The 16123-nt window shown below is 74.0% G+C and carries 17 protein-coding genes; 7 read left to right on the forward strand and 10 right to left on the reverse strand.

The features are described from left to right. Positions 1–35 precede the first annotated feature (35 nt). The 4 genes from GA0070562_RS22275 to GA0070562_RS22290 all read right to left on the reverse strand — a co-directional run bounded on the left by GA0070562_RS22275 (position 36) and on the right by GA0070562_RS22290 (position 3240). Positions 36–1064 carry an SRPBCC family protein gene (locus GA0070562_RS22275; protein WP_091425519.1) on the reverse strand — a complete coding sequence of 343 codons (1029 nt, stop codon included), beginning with the start codon at positions 1062–1064 and terminating at the stop codon, positions 36–38. 3 nt (positions 1065–1067) lie between these two features. Continuing rightward, entirely contained in the window at positions 1068–1523 is a 456-nt protein-coding gene (locus GA0070562_RS22280; RefSeq protein WP_091425522.1) for a hypothetical protein, read from the reverse strand. Positions 1524–1677: 154 nt separating this feature from the next. Further along, a complete protein-coding gene (locus GA0070562_RS22285) occupies positions 1678–2187 on the reverse strand; it encodes a GNAT family N-acetyltransferase (RefSeq protein WP_091425524.1) in 510 nt (169 codons plus the stop codon). Between the two features lie 150 nt (positions 2188–2337). Then, positions 2338–3240, reverse strand: coding sequence for a hypothetical protein (locus tag GA0070562_RS22290; RefSeq protein ID WP_091425526.1), 903 nt, complete (start codon positions 3238–3240; stop codon positions 2338–2340). A gap of 151 nt (positions 3241–3391) precedes the next feature. On the opposite strand from GA0070562_RS22290, the gene GA0070562_RS22295 reads away from it, so the two are divergent. Continuing rightward, positions 3392–3604: a hypothetical protein gene (locus tag GA0070562_RS22295; RefSeq protein WP_013288875.1), complete on the forward strand. Its 213-nt coding sequence runs from the start codon at positions 3392–3394 to the stop codon at positions 3602–3604. A gap of 6 nt (positions 3605–3610) precedes the next feature. Here the strand turns inward: GA0070562_RS22295 and GA0070562_RS22300 are convergent, their stop codons facing one another. The 4 genes from GA0070562_RS22300 to GA0070562_RS22315 form a co-directional block, all read right to left on the reverse strand. Then, on the reverse strand, positions 3611–4066 hold the full coding sequence (locus tag GA0070562_RS22300) for a DUF3263 domain-containing protein (RefSeq protein ID WP_091425529.1): 456 nt from the start codon (positions 4064–4066) through the stop codon (positions 3611–3613). A 138-nt stretch (positions 4067–4204) separates the two neighbouring features. Continuing rightward, positions 4205–5218 carry an ABC transporter permease subunit gene (locus GA0070562_RS22305; RefSeq protein WP_091425531.1) on the reverse strand — a complete coding sequence of 338 codons (1014 nt, stop codon included), beginning with the start codon at positions 5216–5218 and terminating at the stop codon, positions 4205–4207. Further along, a complete protein-coding gene (locus GA0070562_RS22310; RefSeq protein ID WP_091425534.1) occupies positions 5215–6213 on the reverse strand; it encodes an ATP-binding cassette domain-containing protein in 999 nt (332 codons plus the stop codon). The genes GA0070562_RS22305 and GA0070562_RS22310 overlap by 4 nt, the downstream gene beginning before the upstream one ends. Positions 6214–6309: 96 nt before the next feature. Then, positions 6310–7095: a DeoR/GlpR family DNA-binding transcription regulator gene (locus GA0070562_RS22315; protein WP_091425536.1), complete on the reverse strand. Its 786-nt coding sequence runs from the start codon at positions 7093–7095 to the stop codon at positions 6310–6312. Positions 7096–7294: 199 nt separating this feature from the next. On the opposite strand from GA0070562_RS22315, the gene GA0070562_RS22320 reads away from it, so the two are divergent. From GA0070562_RS22320 to nagA, 3 genes are read left to right on the forward strand one after another with little or no spacing between them, the layout of a single operon-like run. Beyond that, positions 7295–8224 carry an SIS domain-containing protein gene (locus GA0070562_RS22320; RefSeq protein WP_091425539.1) on the forward strand — a complete coding sequence of 310 codons (930 nt, stop codon included), beginning with the start codon at positions 7295–7297 and terminating at the stop codon, positions 8222–8224. Between the two features lie 55 nt (positions 8225–8279). Further along, on the forward strand, positions 8280–9212 hold the full coding sequence (locus GA0070562_RS22325) for an ROK family protein (protein WP_091425541.1): 933 nt from the start codon (positions 8280–8282) through the stop codon (positions 9210–9212). Beyond that, the gene (nagA, locus tag GA0070562_RS22330; RefSeq protein ID WP_091425545.1) at positions 9209–10318 is read left to right on the forward strand and encodes an N-acetylglucosamine-6-phosphate deacetylase; all 1110 of its coding nucleotides are present in this window, start codon (positions 9209–9211) and stop codon (positions 10316–10318) included. Before GA0070562_RS22325 ends, nagA begins: the two co-directional genes overlap by 4 nt. Before the next feature lie 13 nt (positions 10319–10331). Here the strand turns inward: nagA and GA0070562_RS22335 are convergent, their stop codons facing one another. After that, entirely contained in the window at positions 10332–11540 is a 1209-nt protein-coding gene (locus GA0070562_RS22335) for a DUF4032 domain-containing protein (RefSeq protein ID WP_091425548.1), read from the reverse strand. Between the two features lie 141 nt (positions 11541–11681). Between GA0070562_RS22335 and GA0070562_RS22340 the strand changes: the two genes are divergently transcribed. Next, a complete protein-coding gene (locus GA0070562_RS22340) occupies positions 11682–12443 on the forward strand; it encodes a phosphatase PAP2 family protein (protein ID WP_175438848.1) in 762 nt (253 codons plus the stop codon). Positions 12444–12505: 62 nt separating this feature from the next. Then, entirely contained in the window at positions 12506–13747 is a 1242-nt protein-coding gene (locus GA0070562_RS22345; RefSeq protein ID WP_091425552.1) for an APC family permease, read from the forward strand. An 18-nt stretch (positions 13748–13765) separates the two neighbouring features. On the opposite strand, the gene GA0070562_RS22350 is transcribed toward GA0070562_RS22345, so the two are convergent. Continuing rightward, positions 13766–15550 (reverse strand): potassium channel family protein, encoded by a 1785-nt coding sequence (locus GA0070562_RS22350; RefSeq protein ID WP_393353242.1) that lies wholly within the window; start codon positions 15548–15550, stop codon positions 13766–13768. A gap of 87 nt (positions 15551–15637) precedes the next feature. Between GA0070562_RS22350 and GA0070562_RS22355 the strand changes: the two genes are divergently transcribed. After that, positions 15638–16117 (forward strand): MSMEG_6728 family protein, encoded by a 480-nt coding sequence (locus GA0070562_RS22355; RefSeq protein ID WP_091425554.1) that lies wholly within the window; start codon positions 15638–15640, stop codon positions 16115–16117. Positions 16118–16123 lie beyond the last annotated feature (6 nt).

Raw genomic sequence — 16123 nt, forward strand, 5'->3', positions numbered from 1 at the left:
GGCGGCCGGCGCTCGACCGCCGGCCGCCGGTCCGGTCAGCTCTCGTCGCGGCGGCGGGCGGCCGGGCGGCGGGGACGCTCCGGGACGCGGCGGCGCCGCTCGGGTTCGCGCTGCCCGCGTGCCGGACGGCGGGAACGCTCCGGCGCGGTCAGGACCGGCTCGTCGGCGTACTCGTCGTCGTCGAAGTCCTCGCCCTCGTCGTAGGCGGCGTACTCGTCGTCAGCCGGCCCGGCCTCGCCCCGCTCCTCCCGGAGCGCGGTCTCGTGGTCCTTGACCACCTGGGAGTCCTCGATCTCGCCGCGCCAGCCCTCGACTGCGTCCGGGTCGAGCACGGTCCGGGTCATCACGTGCCGGACGAAGTGCTTCAACTCCAGCCGCACGCGGCGGCCCTGGGCCCGCCACAGGTTGCCGGTGTGCTCGAAGAAGCCCTGCGGGTGGTACTCCAGCACCACCAGGATCTTCGTCAGTTCCGGGCCTACCTCGTGGAAGCTGACGGTGCCGTCGACCGAGCCCTTCTCGCCCTTGGACCGCCAGTGGATCAGCCGGTCCGGGATCTGCCGGACGATCGTCGACTCCCAGGTCCGGTGCGACCAGAGCACCTGCGCCTTCCAGGTCATCTTCTCGTCGGCGTCGCAGTCGGCCTGCTCGACCTTCTTCATGAAGCTCGGGAAGTCGCCGAACGTCGTCCACTGGTTGTAGGCGACCCGGACCGGCACGCCGACCTCGATGGTCTCGACAATGTTGGTGACCTTGAGCGCTTTGCCGCCGTCCCCGCCACCCTTGCGACCGAACGCCGCCATCAGCTTCTCCTTACCGCCGGCCACGCCGGCATGGAACATGGCCTTCACCGGCGAGGCGCCCCCGGCGAGCCGCTGCGCGCCGGTGGCGGCGGCGACCAGGCCCGGGTCGCCGCCCCGCTTCGCGTACTCGCTGAGTCGTCCGGTCGCGTCGGTGACCCGGTCGGTGACGACCTGCACGGCTCGATCACCGAGGGCCGAGGCGAGATTGCGCAGTTCGCCGCCGATCTGGTCGCGGGCCCGGTTGGCCAGGCTGCTCGTCGCCACGGCTCACCGCCCCCGATCGGCTCGGGCCGGCACCGGCGCGCCGGGCTGGTCGTCCAGCTCCTGCTCCTCGTCGGGCGCGGAGCGCTCGGCGTTCGGCGCGGAGCGCTCGGCCTCCGGCGCGGAGCGCGCCCCGTCCGGCCGGCCCGCGCCGCTCTTGCGGCGCAACGCGTCGGCACCGCCGCGCAGCCGTCCGCCGATCGCGTCGATACCGCTGCCGGCGGCGGCGGTCGCGGCCGCCCGCCCGGCCGCCACCAGCGGCGGACCCAGCCCACCGAGGTTGCGCAGCTGCGGGTTCGCGGCCATCAGGTCCGCGCCGAACTGCTTCAGACCTCCCGGGCGCCGGCTGGCCCGCCCGGCGGCGACCGCCGCGGCGAGCGTCAGCGCGGTACGCATCTTCTTCCGGCGACCCAGCAGATAGCCGAAACCGACTGCCAACGCCACCCGTGATCCGCTTTTCATCCGCTCTCCTTCGCGCTCTCCGGGAGGCGGACATCGCGTCCCGGAGAGGCGGGCAGTACCCGTCACCCCATCGGCAAAACATTTCCGCCGGGGCGCGAAACCGCCCATCAAGGCGGCACTGAGCAGGAGAAACGTGAATGGGGAGCGAGAAGCCTCAGCGGATCGGAAGTGCCGAATCCAGGCTCATCCGGGCGTGCAGGCTTCCGTCTTCCTCACGCAATTCCGCGCCGCATTTACGCAGCACCGAGATCGCACCCGCGTTGTCCGGAGTGGTGTTCGCGACCACCGTGTGCATTCCGGCCGCCGCAGCGGCGTTCAGCAGCTGCCGCAGCGCCGCCGCGCCCAGGCCCCGGCCCCGCGCCGACCGGCCCAGCCACATGCCGGTCTCCACCGTCCCGGGCTCCTCCCGGCGGGTCATCCGCACCATGCCGACCACCTCGCCGCCGGAGACGATCGCGTACATGGCCGTGCCGGTCGGGCCGTTCAGCCCGCCGAGGCTGGCGCGGTGGAACTCGCGGAACGCGTCGCGGCGGGCCAGCGACCAGCCCGCGGGGGCGTCCACCGGAGGCATGACGTCCTCCGGCTCCGCCTCAGCCGCCGCTACGGAGAGCAACGGTTCCAGGTTCCGTTCGTCCACCGGCTCCAGCCGCACAGCACCCGTCACGTCGCGCAGTCTGCCGCGCGTGGCCCGGGTCGTCCACCCCTTTGGGGAGGGATTGCCGCTATGGCCGACCGCCTCGTCCGGTCGTACCCCCGGGGTGTTCCCGCCTCACGCTGCGTTGTCATCCGACCGGTCGTTCCGGCGTGAGCGTGGTCACGCCGACGGGTCGAACTCGCAGAGCACAGCCGAGGCGTCGTCGGTGCGCTTGTGCCGCCGCAGCCGGTCCGGGTGGTCCCGCTCGGCCGTGCGGACCCTGCCGATCAGCCCTTCCGGGCCTTCCACGGTCAGCACCTCCAGCAGCCCGGCCCAGTCGAGCAGGCCGAACTGGTCGACCGCGCAGGAGGCGCCGTCGCTGAGCAGGGCGGCCCGGCGCAGCGCACCCGGGCCGCGCAGCGGAAGCGTCCCGGCCAGCGCGTGGTAAGCCGCGTCCGGATCGCTCGCCGCCGCCCAGTAGCCGTGGGTGCGGTTCATCCGGGTCCGCTGCGCTGTCGTCGCGCGCCGGAACCGGGTCACCGGGTCGGTCTCGCCGTCCGGCAGCGCGGCGGCGCTGCGACGCAGGTCCGCCACCGCGTCCGCCAGCCGGTCGTCGGCGACCACCTCGATCCCGCGGTCGGTGTCGAGCACCAGCGGGCTGTCGCAGAGCACCAGGTAGTCGACCCGGTCGCCGCTGTGCCGGAGCAGGCAGACGGTGGACGACGGGGTGCCGGGATGGTCGAGGTCGCACGTCCCGCCGTGGTCGGCCCGTACGGCGAGGATGGCCGCCGCGAGGCTGCTCATCAGCGTGGCGGCGGGGCGGGCCGCGATCGCCAGGCCGATCCGGGCGGCCAGGTGCCGGACGTACCAGGCGGGACCGTGCGCGCAGCCGGTGTCGAAGCCCTCGGGCACCGTCGCGCCGTCGAGGACGCCGACGAGCGGGCCGAACCGGAAGACCACGTCCTCGTTCTCCGGCCGGCCGGGCGCCGGGTCGGAGGCGGAACGCACCCGCATCACCGGCGCCTCCGCGGCCGGGCGGGCCGGCCTGCTGCCGATCGCGTACCGGCGGTCCGGTGCCCCCATCGTCGACCTCCGTTCGTCGTCGCCGGCCGCCTACCCGGCCCGCGCCCGGTCATCCGCGGCCGACCCGATCCAGGTAACCGTGCGTCATCTTCTCCGGACTTTCGGTAGCGTCGGACGCGACCGGGTCGGTCCCGGTGACAGGGGGTTCGAGATGTTGGAGCGGTTGCACGAAGGCGGCATCCGGGCGGAGCACGCCTACCTCGCCGGGTTCGTCAGCATCGGCCTCTCGGTCACCAGCTGGTTCCTCTCCAAGCACATGGAGCGCGCCGGGGTGGCGCGGGCGGACCGCTGGGGCATCTTCATCGGCGAGTGGGCGCCGACGTTCTTCGCCATCGGCAACGGGCTGCGCACGTACGAGAAGTGACGCCGGTCAGCGACGCCGGTTACGGGCACGCGACGAGCGCAGCCGGCGCAGCCGGCCGATCAGCACCGGCTCGGCGGCGAGCGCGGCCGGCTGGTCGAGCAGGGCGTTGAGCAGCTGATAGTAGCGGGTGGCGGAGAGCCCGAAGGTGTCCCGGATGGCCTGCTCCTTGGCCCCGGCGTGCTTCCACCACTGCGCCTCGAACGCGAGGATCCGCCGCTCCCGCTCGGTGAGGCCGTCGCCCAGCGCGTCGGACGGCGCCGGGGCGGACGCCGTACCACCGGACGGGGCGGCGTCGTCGAGGGGCGTGCTGTCGTCGGCGGGCGCGGACCGGTCCGGCGGCGTGGACTCGACCGGGGGTGCGGTGCGCGGCGGCGGGACCGCAGCGGCGCGGCGCGTACCCGCTGTCGGCGCCGACGGGTCGGGCCGGTCGACGGCGGCCCGCTGCGAGGCGTCGGCGGACATGGCGCTCCTCTCCGACGGCGGGGTGGCCGGCACGCGGAGACGCGCCGGCCGGGGAAGCCCCAGCGTAACCAGGGCCGCCCCCGGCCGCATCGGACGCGGGGTCCGCGCCGCCGGCCGGTGCCGGCGGCGCGGACGAGGTCAGGAGATGTCCCGCCGCCGCATCGTCCAGAACGCGGCCACGAGCGCGCCCACCAGGGCCACGCCGAACACCACGGCCGACTGCTGCCAGGTGACCATGTACGTGGCCGGCTCGCAGGCGCCCTGGGAGAACTGGCAGGTGTCGTAGTCGAACAGCTCCGCCTGCTTCAGGAACCACGACTGGGCGTACGTGGAGAGCACGTACCGGTCACCGAACTGGACGCCGAGCACCGCGACCGCGATCCGGATGCCGATCTCGCTCACCGCGAAGATCCCCACCGCCGCGCCGAGCGCCATCGCCGTGTGCCGGCCGAGCGAGGCCAGTGCGAACCCGACCGCCGCCACGAGCAGCGTCATCCCCAGCGCACGCAGCCCGTCCAGCCCGATCGACTGCCACACTCCGCCGGTCATCTTCGCGGTGCTGCCGCGCTGGCTGGCGATCAGCCAGAACGCCGCCGTCCAGAGGGCGCCGAGCACCACGGTCAGGCCGAACACGGTGGTGAGCAGGGCGGCCAGCTTCGTGCCCAGCACGGTGAGCCGTTTCGGCCGCCAGAGCAGCAGGTTCATCATCCCGCCGGTGTTCCACTCGGCGCCCACGAAGGAGGCGCCGACGATGAAGCCGAACAGCGCCACGGAGGCGGCGAACACGGCGATGAACAGGGGGAACTCGGCCCGGAAGTCGAACTGGTACGGCAGGTACCACTTCGCCTCGAACATGTCGGGCTGCGGCTGGTAGTCCTTGCCGCAGTTCGGGCCGTACCGATCCTCGGTGTTCTCGCCCCGGCCCGCGGCGGCCTCGCACTCGGCGATGGTGCGCTTCCACTCCGTCATCGCGGTCTGGTAGTCGTTGTTCGCCTTGGCCTCGGCCTCGGCCACCGCGGCGGGCGACAGCTTCTCGCTGGAGAAGCTGAACGCGGTCGCGACAGTGGCCAGGCCGAGCACCAGCAGCACGAGCATCAGCCGGGTCACCCGGCGCTTGCCGAGCCGGCGCAGCTCGGTGACGAACAGGCTCATGCGCCCCAACCTCCTGCGGTGCCGGTCTGGTCGACCTTGGCGGACTGATCGACCTGACGGTGCTGGCCGGGGACCGGCGCGGTGGCGGTCAGTTCGAGGAAGACGCTCTCCAGGTCGACAGCGACCGGGGTGAGCTCGCTGACGTACAGGCCCTGCTCGGCGAGGAGCCGGCTCACAGTGGCCGGCTTGTCCACACCGGACAACATCAGGTGGTCCGGCTCGGTGGCGACGCGAACCCCGGCGCGGGTGAGCGCGTCGGCGGCCTGGGACAGGTCACTGACCGCCTCCAGGCGTACCCGCACGGAGCCCTGGGAGTGGGCCGCGAGCACCTGCTCGACCGGCCCGAACGCGACCCGGCGGCCGAGCGAGATGATGGTGACCGAGTCGCAGATGAGCTGGATCTCGCCCAGGATGTGGCTGGACAGCACCACTGTCATGCCGTTCTCGGACAGATCCCGCATCAGCCCGCGCATCTCCCGGATGCCGCCCGGGTCGAGGCCGTTCGCCGGCTCGTCGAGGATCAGCAGCTTGGGGTTCTTGAGCAGCGCGGAGGCCACGGCGAGGCGCTGCTTCATGCCGAGTGAATAGGTCTTCACCCGCTCGCCGGCCCGGTCGCGCAGCCCGACCAGCTCCAGCACCTCGTCCACGCGCTGCCTGGGCAGCTCACCGGCCTGGGCCAGCAGGCCCAGCGTGTCCCGGGCGGAGAAGTGCGGGAAGAACTGCGGACTCTCCACGATGGCGCCGACCTGGCCGGCGACCGCCGGCAGCGCGTGCGGCAGCTCCTGGCCGAGAATGGCCATCCGGCCGCCGTTGGGCCGGATCAGGCCGAGCAGCGTACGCAGCGTGGTGGTCTTGCCCGAGCCGTTCGGGCCGAGGAAGCCGTGCACCTGGCCGGCCTCGACTCGCATGTCGAAGCCGTCGAGCGCGTGGCGGACCCCGCGTTTCCGGCTCCGGTACGTCTTGCGGAGACCTTCGATCTCCAGGACAGCCGACACAGCTGACCTCCCCCGATAAGTAGGCGTCAGCGACACCATACGCGGTATGCACCGGAAGGCAATACCCGGTATGCAGTGTCGGCGTGTCGGGTGAGGTCAGGCGCAGACGACGTGCACGCCCGCGTCGCGGAACGCCGCCACCACGTCGGGGGACGCGCCGGAGTCGGTCACCAGCGTCTCGATCCGGTCCACCGGGCAGATCCGGGCGAACGCGTGCCCACCGAGCTTGGAGGAGTCAGCTATCACGACGACCCGCTTGGCCCGAGCGACCATGAGGCTGTTCATGGCCGCCTCGCCCTCGTGGTGCGCGGCGGCGCCGAGCTGCGGGTCGATCGCGTCCACGCCGAGCAGCGCGACGTCCAGCGTGACCTCGCGCAGCAGCGCCCCGCCGAGCGGGCCGACCAGCTCGAACGACTTCGGCCGGACCACGCCGCCGGCCACCACCACCTTCATCCGCGAACGCACCAGCAGCTCGTTGGCGATGTTCAGCGCGTTGGTGACCACTGTGAGCTGGGCACCTTCCGCACTGGTGTTGAGATCGGGACGGACCGCCAGCGCCCGCGCCACCTCGGTGCTCGTGGTGCCGCCGTTGAGGCCGACGACGGTGCCCGGCGACACGAGCGCGGCGGCCGCGGCGCCGATCCGCTGCTTCTCGGCCGAGTGCTTCGCGGTCTTGTAGCGCAGCGGCAGGTCGTAGGAGACGCCGTTGGCGACCGCGCCACCCCGGGTACGGGTGATCATCTGCTGCTGGGCGAGCTGGTCGAAGTCACGCCGGATGGTGGCCTGGGAGACGTCGAGCCGGTCGGCCGCCTCCTCGACGGTGACCCGCCCGCTGTCGGTCAGCATCTCCAGCAGCGCGTTCCAGCGCGCGTAGCGGTCCACCGCGGGGCCCTCCCCAGACTGTGCGTGAACGGTGATCGGTTGCGTGCACACTAGTGCGCGAAACTGGGTCCGCGCAAAACCCTGCGCTGCGCGAACTGGGAGACGGTTGCCACGGCCACCCCACTTCGCGCAGAATGACGCGCGAAAGGCGGCCATATCGCGCCGTATTGCGCAAGGTCTCCCCCGGCGAGGAGTTGTCATGGCGTACGTGCACGCGGAGATCGCGAGCCAGCCCGACTGCTGGCGGGAGGCGGCGCGACTCGCCCCGACCGTCGCCGAGCACCTGCCGCGCCCCGGCGAGCGGGTCGCCGTGGTCGGTTGCGGCACGTCGTGGTTCATGGCCATGGCGTACGCCGGGCTGCGCGAGGCCGCCGGCCAGGGCGAGACCGACGCCTTCCAGGCCAGCGAGTTCCCGGCCGGCCGCCGGTACGACCGGCTCATCGCGATCACCCGCTCCGGCACCACCACCGAGGTGCTCGACCTGCTCACCGCGCTGCGCGGGCGGATCCCCACCACCGTCCTGGTCGGCAACCCGGACTCGGCCGCCGTCACGCTCGCCGACGCCACAGTCGCGCTGCCCTTCGCCGACGAGCGGTCGGTGGTGCAGACCCGCTTCGCCACCACGGCGCTCGCGCTGCTGCGCGCCCACCTCGGCGAGGACCTCGGCCGCCTGGCCGCCGACGCCGAGGTGGCCGTACGCGCCCCGCTGCCGATCGACCCGGCCGGCATCGAGCAGGTCACCTTCCTCGGTCGCGGCTGGACCGTCGGGCTGGCCCAGGAGGCCGCACTGAAGTGCCGCGAGGCGGCCACGTTCTGGGCCGAGGCGTACCCGGCCATGGACTACCGGCACGGCCCGATCTCGGTCGCCGCGCCCGGCCGCCTGGTCTGGGCGCTCGGCGAGATCCCGGACGGCCTGCCCGAGGACGTGGCCGCGACCGGCGCCGCGTTCGTGCACAGCCGCACGCACGGCTGGCGCACGGTGCTGACGAGCTGGTCGGCCGGCCGCAACCCGGTCGACCCGATGGCCGACCTGATCCTGGCCCAGCGCTTCGCTGTCGCGCTCGCCACCACCCGTGGCCTCGACCCGGACGCGCCCCGTCACCTGACCCGGTCCGTGGTCCTGGCATGAGCGAACGCACCGAGCGCAGCGAGGGCCGTGAGCGCATGCGCGGCTGGCAGACGGCGTGAGTGCGGGCGACGAGGTCGTCGTCGCGCTGGACGTGGGCGGCACCGGAATGAAGTGCGCCCTGGTCCGGCCGGACGGCACGACCGTGCACAGCGAACGGCACGCCACCGCAGCCCAGCGCGGCCCGGAGGCGGTGGTCGGCACGATCCTCGACGTGGCCGAAGGGCTGGCCGGCAAGGCCCGCGCGGACGGCCGCACGCCGGTGGCCTGCGGCATCGCCGTACCCGGTGTGGTCGACGAGGCGCGCGGCGTGGCGGTGTGGTCGGCGAACGTGGGCTTCCGGGACGTACCCCTGCGGGAGCTGGCGGGCACGCGGCTGGGACTGCCCGCGGCGCTCGGCCACGACGTGCGTGCCGGCGGCCTGGCCGAGGCCCGGCTCGGGGCCGGGCGGGACGCCGGTCACGTGCTGTTCGTCGCGATCGGCACCGGCATCGCCGCCGCCCACGTGGTCGACGGGTCGGCCGCCACCGGCGCGCACGGCGCCGCCGGGGAGATCGGCCACATCCTGGTACGCCCCGGCGGCCCGCGCTGCGGATGCGGGCGGACCGGCTGCCTGGAGGCGGTGTCGTCGGCCTCGGCGATCGGACGCCGGTACGCCGAGCTGTCCGGCGCACCCACCACCGCCGCCGAGGTGGCCGACCGGGCGGCGGCCGGTGAACCGCTCGCCGTCGAGGTGTGGCAGGAGGCGGTCGAGGCGCTCGCCGACGGACTCGCCACCGGGCAGGCGCTCTACGATGTCTCGACAGTGGTGCTCGGCGGCGGGCTGGCCCAGGCCGGTCCCCGGCTGTTCGACCCGCTGCGGACGGCGTTGCGCGAACGGCTGACGTTCCACCGCGAGCCGCGCCTGGTCGCGGCCGACCTCGGCGACGAGGCCGGCTGCCTCGGCGCGGCCCTGCTGGCCCTGGACACCCTGGCGAAGGAGAGTCGATGACCCGGCGCGTGACCGGCAAGGTGGTGACCCCGACCGGCGTCATCCGGCAGGGTTGCGTGGAGATCGCGGACGGGCGGATCACAGCTGTCGCCGAGTATCCGTCGGTGCGTGACGGCCACTGGATCGTGCCGGGCTTCGTGGACATGCACACCCACGGCGGCGGCGGGCACACGTTCACCACCGGCGACCCGGAGTCGGCGCGGCAGGCCGCCGCGTTCCACAGCGGGCACGGCACCACCACGCTGCTGGCCAGCCTGGTCAGTTCCCCGTTCGAGCTGATGCGCGACGCCACCGCCGCCTACCGACCGCTGGTCGAGTCCGGCGTGCTCGCCGGCATCCACTTCGAGGGCCCGTACCTGTCCGCCGACCGCTGCGGGGCGCAGAACCCGGAGTTCCTGCGCGACCCGTCCACCACCGAGCTGACCGAGCTGATCGAGCTGGGCGGCGGCGCCGTACGCATGGTCACCATCGCTCCCGAGCGGGACGGCGCCACCAAGGCGATCGAGCTGCTGGTGTCGCACGGCGTGGTCGCGGCGGTCGGGCACACCGACGCCACCTGGGAGCAGACCCGGGCGGCGGTGGCCGCCGGCGCGAGCGTCGGCACCCACCTGTTCAACGGCATGCGCCCGGTGCACCACCGCGAGCCCGGCCCGGTGGTGGCGCTGCTGGAGGCCCCGAACGTGGTGTGCGAGCTGGTCGCCGACGGGGTGCACCTGCACGACGGCATGCTCGGCTTCGCCACCTCGGTGGCCGGCCCGGAGCGGGCCGCGCTGATCACCGACGCGATGGCCGCCGCCGGGATGCCCGACGGCGAGTACGAACTGGGCGGCCAGGGGGTCACGGTGGCCGGCGGGGTGGCCCGGCTCGCCCACAACGGCGCGATCGCCGGCAGCACGCTCACCATGGACGCGGCGCTGCGCCACGCGGTGGGCGCGGGCGTGGCCCTGCCGGACGCCTGCCGGATGGTCGCCACCACCCCGGCCCGCGCGATCGGCCTGGGCGACCGGGTGGGCGCGCTGATCGCCGGGCTGCGCGCCGACCTGGTGATGCTGGACGACGACCTGAACGTGGTACGGGTGATGCGCGGCGGCGACTGGGTGGAGTGATCCGCCCGGGGCGTCAGACGGTGGGCACCTCGACGCCGAGCACCGCCTGCTCGTCCGGGCGGTGCACCAGCACGTCGGCCAGGTACGACTGCACCGCCCGACGCATCCCCACGTCCCGCCCGGCCTGCTCGGAGAGCAGCCACTTGTGCTCGATGATCTGGGCGAACAGCTCCTGCGGCTCCAGCTTGCGGCGCAGGTGCCCGGGTACCGCCCGGACCACCGGCTCGAAGACCTCGGTCAGCCAGCGGTGCGCCGCCTGCTGCTCGTCGGTCAGGTCGCTCTCCAGCCGGTAGGCGTCCAGGTCGTTGAGGAGCTTGCGGGCCTGGTTCTCCTCCGCGTCCAGGCCGGTCAGGCGCAGCAGCCGCCGGGTGTGGTAGCCGGCGTCGACCACCTTCGGCCGGACCAGGTAGCGCCCGTTGTCGACAGTCGACATGGCCACCTCGGCCACGTCGAAGCCCAGTTCGTTGAGGCGTCGGATGCGGCGCTCGATGTCGTGCCGGGCGGCGCGCTCGACCTGCTGCTCGTACGTGATCTCGTGCCAGAGCCGCTCGTAGCGCCGCACGACCTCCTCGCAGACCACCTCCGGGTCGATCGACTCGTGCAGCAGGCCGGCGGCCTGGAGGTCGAGCGCCTCGCCGAAGATGTTGACCCGGGCGATCTCCAGGTCCTCGCCGCGCTGGCCGTTGGACAGCGACGGGTGCAGCGCACCGGTCTCGGCGTCGACCAGGTAGGCGGCGAACGCGCCCGCGTCCCGCCGGAACAGCGTGTTCGACAGCGAGCAGTCGCCCCAGAAGAACCCGGTCAGGTGCATCCGCACGATGAGCGCGGCCAGCGCGTCCAGCAGCCGGTTCATCGTCTCCGGGCGCAGCGTGTTGGAGAACAGCGCCCGGTAGGGAAGCGAGAACTGGAGGTGCCGGGTGATCAGCACCGGGTCCAGCGGCTCGCCGTCGTCGGTCTGCCGGTCGGCCACGATCGCGATGGCCTCGACCGACGGGAAGTCGATCCGCTCCAGCGCCCGCAGCAGGTCGTACTCGCGCTCGGCGACCCGCTCGCCGGTCTCCTTCACCGCGTAGACGTACCCGCCGAGCCGGACGAACCGCACGATGTGCCGGGAGATGCCCTGCGGCAGCGCCACCAGGTGCTCGGCAGGCCACTGCTCCAGCGGGGTCGACCAGGGGAGGTCGAGCAGCGCCGGGTCGACGAGAGCCGAGGTGATCCGCACGGCAACCAGTGTGACCGCTGACCCCCGCGCCGCGCTCCCCTTCGTGGTTGGGCACACAGCCGCCGATGCCCGCGCCGCTCGGCCGCCGCCGGCGGCCGGTAGCGTGGTCGCGTGCGTCAGACCTCGGGGGTACGCGGTGACCTGCGGCTGCGGCCGGTCCGGCCGGCCGGGTGGTGGTTCGACGGGCTGCTGCTCGCGGCAGTGGTGGCGCTGACCGTCGCGCTCGCCTCCGGTCACCTGTTCGGCCTCGACCGGGCGGTCGCCGACTGGTCCGACGACAACCGCCCGACCGCCGCCCGCTGGGTGGCGATGACGCTGAACCTGCTCGGCCAGGGCACCCCGCTGACGCTGCTCGCGGCCGGGCTGGGCGTGCTGCTGGCGCTACGGCTGCGTTCGGTACGGCCGCTGCTGCCGCCGGTGGTCGGGTTCGTGCTCACGTTCTTCACGGTCGGCCCGCTGAAGGTGTGGACGGCCCGCCCGGCGCCGAGCGCCTCGGTCAAGGAGCCGTTCCTGTCGCCCGAGCAGACGCTGCCGCTGTTCCAGCACGACCTCCCGGTGCGTTTCGCGCAGTCGTACCCGTCGGGGCACGTCGCCAACGCGATCGTCTGGTACGGCGTGCTGGCCCTGCTGCTGGCCCCGCTCGTACGGTCCTTCGGCCGCACCGTGCCGCCCCGGCTGGTCACAGTGGTCCGGGTGGTGCCCCCGGCGGTGGTCTTCTGCACCACCGTCTATCTGGGCTGGCACTGGCTGACCGACTCGGTCGCCGGGCTGCTGCTCGGCCTGCTGCTGGACCGCCTGCTGCGCCGGGTGCCCTGGGACGACCTGCCGCTGCCCCGCCGCCTCGGCGACTGGGCCCGGCCGGTCGCCTGGTCCGCGCCGCCCGCCACCTCCGCGACGCGGTGACCGGCGGGCGCGGCGCTCGACCGGCGCACCCGCCGTTCACCTGAGCGCCCTAGGCTGCCGGTGTGGAACAGCTGGCGCGGCGGCTCGGCGTACCCGACGCGGTCGTCATCGGTCTCGGCTCGATGCTCGGCGCGGGCGTCTTCGTGGTCTTCGCCCCGGCCGCGGCTGCGGCCGGCGGCACCGGCCTGCTCGTCGCGCTGGCGGTCGCCGGCTTCATCGCCTACTGCAACGCCACCAGCTCGGCCCGGCTCGCCGCCCGCTACCCCGAGTCCGGCGGCACCTACGTCTACGGGCGGGAACGCCTGCACCCGTTCGCCGGTTTCCTCGCCGGCTGGGGGTTCGTGGTCGGCAAGACCGCGAGCTGCGCGGCCATGGCGCTGACCGTCGGGGCGTACCTGTGGCCGGGGCGGGCGCGGCTCGTCGCGGTCCTCGCGGTGGTGGCGGTGACGGCGGTGAACCTGCGCGGGATCGGCAAGACCGCCACCGCCACCCGGGTCCTCGTCGCGGTGGTGCTGACGGTGCTCGCCGTGGTCGCGGTGACCGGCGCGCCGCAGGTGGCCGCCGACCGGCTCACCGCACCGGCCGGGATCGGGGCGGGCGGCGTGCTGACCGCCGCCGGCCTGCTGTTCTTCGCCTTCGCCGGGTACGCGCGGATCGCCACGCTGGGCGAGGAGGTACGCGACCCGGAGCGCACCATTCCCCGGGCGATGCCGCTGGCGCTCGGCGCGGTGCTGGCGATCTACGTGACGCTGGCAGTGGTCGCGCTCGGCGTGCTCGGCGCCGACCGGCTGGCGTCGAAGAACGCGCCGCTGGTCGAGGTGGTGACCGCCGCCGGGCACCCGGGGCTGGCCTGGCTGGTCCGGGCCGGAGCGGCCGTGGCGGTGACCGGGGTGCTGCTGTCGCTGCTGGCGGGCGTCGGCCGGACCACGCTGGCGATGGCCCGCCGCCGGGACCTGCCGGGCGCGCTGGCGGCGGTCCACCCGCGCCACCGGGTGCCGCACCGCGCCGAGCTGGCGGTGGCCGTCGTGGTGATCGCCGTGGTGACTGTCGGCGACATCCGGGGCGCGATCGGCTTCTCCAGCTGCACGGTGCTGGTCTACTACGCGATCACCAACGCGTCGGCGCTGACGCTCGGCCCGGACCCGGTCCGGCGTGCCCCGGTACGACTCCTGGCCGCGCTGGGGCTGGTCGGCTGCCTGGTGCTGGCGGTCAACCTGCCGCTGCCGAGCGTGCTCGCCGGGTTCGGCGTGCTCGCCCTCGGCGCGCTCGGGTACGCCGTCCGCCGCCTCCGTCGCCCGAGCTGAGCGGCCGCGCCGGCCCGGTCACTCCTGCGGGCGGCGCGCGGCGGGCGGGCCGGTGGGCGCCGGCGGCGGCGCGGGCGTGGTCTCCCGGAGCAGCGCGGTCAGCCCGGCCCGCCGGGCCACCACCGTCAGCCGGTCACCGGCCTGGATCACCATGCGCGGGTCGGCCGACCAGTCGGCCTTCTGGTTCGGGCGGGTGTACGCGAGCAGGCGTACCTCGCCGGGCCGGGCCACCGCGCTCAGCGGACTCCCGTCCAGCGGCGAACCGGCCACCACCGGCACCTCGGTGACCAGCAGCGCGTGCCGGTCGACCGGGATGGTGGCGACCACCGCGCGATCGAGCAGCGCCGCCGCGAACGCCGGCGCGGCCAGATAGGACACGCTGCGCGAGATGCCGATGCCGAACGCCTGCTGGATCCGCTCGGCGAAGTCGCCGTCGAACAACCGCAGCACCACTCGCAGATCCGGGTCGAGGGACCGGGCGATCAGCGCGGCCCGCAGGTTCGTCCCGTCGTCGGTGGAGACCACCACGAGCGCCTGGCAGGTGTCCACCGAGGCGGACCGGAGCGTCTCCTCCCGGCCGGCGTCGCCCACGATCAACGGCACCCCCAGCCGGTGCGCCAGCGCGGCGCCACGCGCGTCCGGGTTCTTGTCGATCGCCACCACCTCGACGCCGAAGTCGTGCAACTGCGCCATCACCCGGGTGCCGATGTTGCCCAGCCCGATCATCACCACGTGCCCGGAGCGGTCCGGCTGCACCCGGCCGGCGTGCAGCGCCAGCCGGGCGTTGACGATGCCGTCGACCACCGCGGCCGTGATCAGCGGGATCAGCGCCAGCCCGGCCAGGTTGAGCACCACCTGCATCACCTGGGCGGCGACCGGCTTGTTGACGTCCGGGTCCTGGCCGGTGAGCGTGGTGACCAGGGTCAGGTAGACCGCCTCGCTCCAGCTGACGTCGGCGGCCCGGGCGTTGAGCCAGCCCAGCGCCGCGATCACCGCGAGCAGCACCAGCACCGCGATGCCGATCTTGCGGGTGGCGAAGTGCCGGACCGCGCGCAGCAGAACGGCGGCCGGCTGCCGGCGCCGCCGCGCCCGTACCAGCCGCCGCGCGGCGACCTCGGTGCCCGCCGGCCGCCCGGTCGCCTCGGCCAGCACCACGTCGGCCGCCGTCTCGTCCGCGGGCAGCACCCGGACCAGGTCCGGATCCGTGGTGACGGCCAGGCCGCAGACCACGTCCTGCGGGCGTACGTCGTCGCGGCGGGCCACGTAGAGCGTGCGCCCGGCGTGCCGGAAGTGGGTCGGCGCCACCTCGCCCAGCGCGGCGGCGACGAAGGCGGGTGCGGCGATCGAGGCGTCGGAGAGCACCGCCGAGTCGGGGAAGAGCTGCCGCAGCCCGTCCGCCAGGTTGGTGTTGAACATCCGCACCACGAGGCGCAGCCGCGACTCGACCTCCTGGGCGCAGAGCGCGGCGTGCATGTTGCCCACGTCGTCCTGGTGCAGCAGCGCCAGCCCGGCCGCGCCGGCCAGCCCGGCCCGGCGGAACGCGGCCTCGTCGAGGCGCTCCGCCGTGACCACCCGTACCCCCGGCACGTCCCGCCCGTCGGGGCCCTCGGACCGGCGGCGGCCCGGCACCACGAGCGTGACCCGCACCTGGCCGTCGGCGCTGTCGGTGGCGAGCAGCGACCGGACCACCCAGTAGGCGAGCGGGTCGGAGCCGCAGACCACGTAGTGGGGGCGTTCGTCACCGTTCATCCGGAGCCGCCAGCCGGTCGCGCGGCGCGCGCGGTCGCGCAGTGGCTCGGCCATGTCCGGATCGTAGTCAGCCGCTCGCGATCTGCGCAGCCCCGGCGATCATGAACGCATGGCGGGGCCGGGTACGGGTAGAGCACCGGCATGCAGACGTTCCTGCCGTATCCGGACTTCCTGGTCAGCGCGCGCACGCTGGACCAGAAGCGGCTGGGCAAGCAGCGTGTGGAGGCGATCCAGGCGCTGCGCGGGCTGACCCGGCCGGACTACGGCTGGCGCAACCACCCCGCGGTGAAGATGTGGGCCGGGTACGAGGAGGCGCTGACCCGGTACGGGCTGGACATGTGCGCGGTGTGGTGCGAGCCGGGCCGGGCCGACACCTGCGCCGGCACGCTCGCCACCGATCTCGCGACTGCCTGCGGCATCTCGGTGATCCGCACCCAGGACGAGCTGGCCTCGGCCGGTGAGCTGCCGCCCTGGCTGGGCCGCGACGACCTGCACCGCAGCCACCGGTCGTCGCTGCTGCGCAAGGACCCGGTCCACTATGCGCCGCTGTTCGGCGACGTCTCCCCCGACCTGGAGTACGTCTGGCCGCCGTCGGACCGCCCGCGCCGCTGCCTGCTGTGAGCGCCC

Source organism: Micromonospora tulbaghiae (assembly GCF_900091605.1).
Lineage (GTDB): Bacteria > Actinomycetota > Actinomycetes > Mycobacteriales > Micromonosporaceae > Micromonospora > Micromonospora tulbaghiae.

Coding starts and splice junctions, on each gene's coding strand:
- GA0070562_RS22290 (WP_091425526.1), bottom strand. CDS start 3,240: ATGGGGGCACCGGACCGCCGGTACGCGATCGGCAGCAGGCCGGCCCGC.
- nagA (WP_091425545.1), top strand. CDS start 9,209: ATGACCCGGCGCGTGACCGGCAAGGTGGTGACCCCGACCGGCGTCATC.
- GA0070562_RS22355 (WP_091425554.1), top strand. CDS start 15,638: ATGCAGACGTTCCTGCCGTATCCGGACTTCCTGGTCAGCGCGCGCACG.
- GA0070562_RS22305 (WP_091425531.1), bottom strand. CDS start 5,218: ATGAGCCTGTTCGTCACCGAGCTGCGCCGGCTCGGCAAGCGCCGGGTG.
- GA0070562_RS22320 (WP_091425539.1), top strand. CDS start 7,295: ATGGCGTACGTGCACGCGGAGATCGCGAGCCAGCCCGACTGCTGGCGG.
- GA0070562_RS22280 (WP_091425522.1), bottom strand. CDS start 1,523: ATGAAAAGCGGATCACGGGTGGCGTTGGCAGTCGGTTTCGGCTATCTG.
- GA0070562_RS22350 (WP_393353242.1), bottom strand. CDS start 15,550: ATGGCCGAGCCACTGCGCGACCGCGCGCGCCGCGCGACCGGCTGGCGG.
- GA0070562_RS22295 (WP_013288875.1), top strand. CDS start 3,392: ATGTTGGAGCGGTTGCACGAAGGCGGCATCCGGGCGGAGCACGCCTAC.
- GA0070562_RS22300 (WP_091425529.1), bottom strand. CDS start 4,066: ATGTCCGCCGACGCCTCGCAGCGGGCCGCCGTCGACCGGCCCGACCCG.